We start from the raw sequence: 1858 nt of genomic DNA, 5'->3' as shown, positions 1-1858 counted from the left end.
TCCACCTTCTGCCGCAAGCCAAGCTACGGCTACAAGGCGCAGGTCTACAGCTTCATCGCCATCGGCATTCTGTCGGTCGTGGTCTGGGCCCACCACTTTTTCACGGCTGGCCTGCCGGTCCCGGCGCTGATCTACTTCATGTTCAGCACCATGGCCATCTCCTTGCCGCTGGCCGTGCTCTTCTTCTGCTGGATCGCCACCATGTGGAAGGGCGCGATGACCTTCGAGACGCCGATGCTGTTCGCCGTCGGCTTCATCGTGCTGTTCGGCATCGCCGGGCTGACCGGGCTGATCCTCGCCGACGTCGCGGCCGATGCCCAATACCACCACAGCTATTTCGTCGTCGCCCACTTCCATTACGCCCTGTTCGCCGGCGGCATCATGGGCGTGATGACCGGCGTCTATTACTGGCTGCCGAAATGGACCGGCCACATGTACAGCGAAAAACTCGGCAAGCTGCATTTCTGGCTGACTGTGGTTTCCTTCAACCTGACCTTCCTGCCGCAGTTTTTCCTTGGCCTGGCCGGCATGCCGCGGCGCATTCCCGACTATGCGCTACAGTTTGCCGAGTTCAACGCCATCTCGACGATTGGCGCCTTTATCCTCGGCATCAGCCAGTTGCTCTTTGCCTGGAACATCTGGTGTTGCGTACGGGGCGGCCCTAAAGTCGACAGCCAGGTCTGGGAAGGCGCCGAGGGGCTGGAATGGGAGCTTTCGTCGCCACCCCCCCACCATAGCTGGGAAATCCAGCCGGTTGTCAAATGAGCCAGGAGCCCATGGCCCCGGCCTTCACCGATGCCGACCTCGCCCGCCGCCGTGCCGCCTCGCGCCGCCTTGGCTGGCTGCTTGGCGCCGTCGTGCTGGTCATTTACCTCATCGGCTTGTTCATCAAGCGTTAGCATCATGGAACAGGCCCGGCCCACCCCAGCCAGCCACAATCGCCTGATCGGCAAGCTGTTGCTGATGGTGGCCGGGGCCTTTGTTTTTGCCTTCGCGCTGGTGCCGCTTTACGACGTGCTTTGCGCGGCGACGGGTTTAAATGGCAAAACAGCTGGCCCGGGGGGCGGCTCAGGTGTCATTCGCAACGGCTTCGCTGTCGGCGGCCTGCAAACCGGAGCCGCCCCGGCCTCGAAGATCGATACCGGGCGCACCGTCCGCGTCGAATTTACCGGCACGGTGATGCCCGGCCTGCCCTGGGATATGCGGCCACTAACCATCAGCCTCGACATCCATCCGGGCGAATTGCAGCAGGTCAGCTATCTGGTACGCAACACGTCGAATCGCACGATTGTCGGGCAGGCCGTGCCGAGCGTGACGCCAGGCCAGGCGGCGCAGCATTTCGAGAAGATCGAATGCTTCTGTTTTTCACAGCAAACGCTGGGACCCGGCGAGGCACGCGAGATGCCGCTGGCTTTTATCGTCAAACCCGAGGTCGACCGTAGCATTCGCCACATCACCCTGTCCTACGCCTTTTTCAGCGTTGACGGACAGCGCCAGACACTGACCAGCAGCAGGGAGGCCCAATGAAAACCAGTCCAGCTCACGCCGCGCACGCCGAACACTATTTCGTTCCCCAGCCCAGCCTGTACCCGGTCATCCTCTCCGCCGGCATGTTCCTGCTCGCTTTCGGCTTCATCTCGCTGATCAACAACCTTGGCGCCGGCAAGTGGGTCATGCTCAGCGGCACGGCGGTCATTCTTTATGTTCTGTTCGGCTGGTTCGGCAAGGTCATCGGCGAATCGCAGAGCGGTGCTTACCGCGACTGGGAAGACCGCTCCTTCCGCTACGGCATGATCTGGTTCATCGCCACCGAGGTGATGTTCTTTGCCGCCTTCTTCGCCGCGCTGTTCTACGTCCG

General features: G+C 61.8%; 4 protein-coding genes. All 4 read left to right on the top strand.

The genetic code is table 11. The annotated features are described in order from the left end of the window. Positions 1–765: cbb3-type cytochrome c oxidase subunit I (locus ADADOO_RS15130; protein ID WP_511278333.1), on the top strand; the 765-nt coding region annotated here is incomplete at its 5' end. Next, on the top strand, positions 762–899 hold the full coding sequence (locus ADADOO_RS15125; protein ID WP_511278332.1) for a hypothetical protein: 138 nt from the start codon (positions 762–764) through the stop codon (positions 897–899). The genes ADADOO_RS15130 and ADADOO_RS15125, both read left to right, overlap by 4 nt. Before the next feature lie 4 nt (positions 900–903). Beyond that, positions 904–1527, top strand: coding sequence for a cytochrome c oxidase assembly protein (locus tag ADADOO_RS15120; protein WP_511278331.1), 624 nt, complete (start codon positions 904–906; stop codon positions 1525–1527). Next, positions 1524–1858: cytochrome c oxidase subunit 3 (locus tag ADADOO_RS15115; RefSeq protein WP_511278330.1), on the top strand; the 335-nt coding region annotated here is incomplete at its 3' end. The genes ADADOO_RS15120 and ADADOO_RS15115, both read left to right, overlap by 4 nt.

Source organism: Azonexus sp. (assembly GCF_036170495.1).
In the GTDB taxonomy this organism is placed as follows: Bacteria; Pseudomonadota; Gammaproteobacteria; order Burkholderiales; family Rhodocyclaceae; genus Azonexus.
This window is presented reverse-complemented; position numbering and strand designations above follow the sequence as displayed.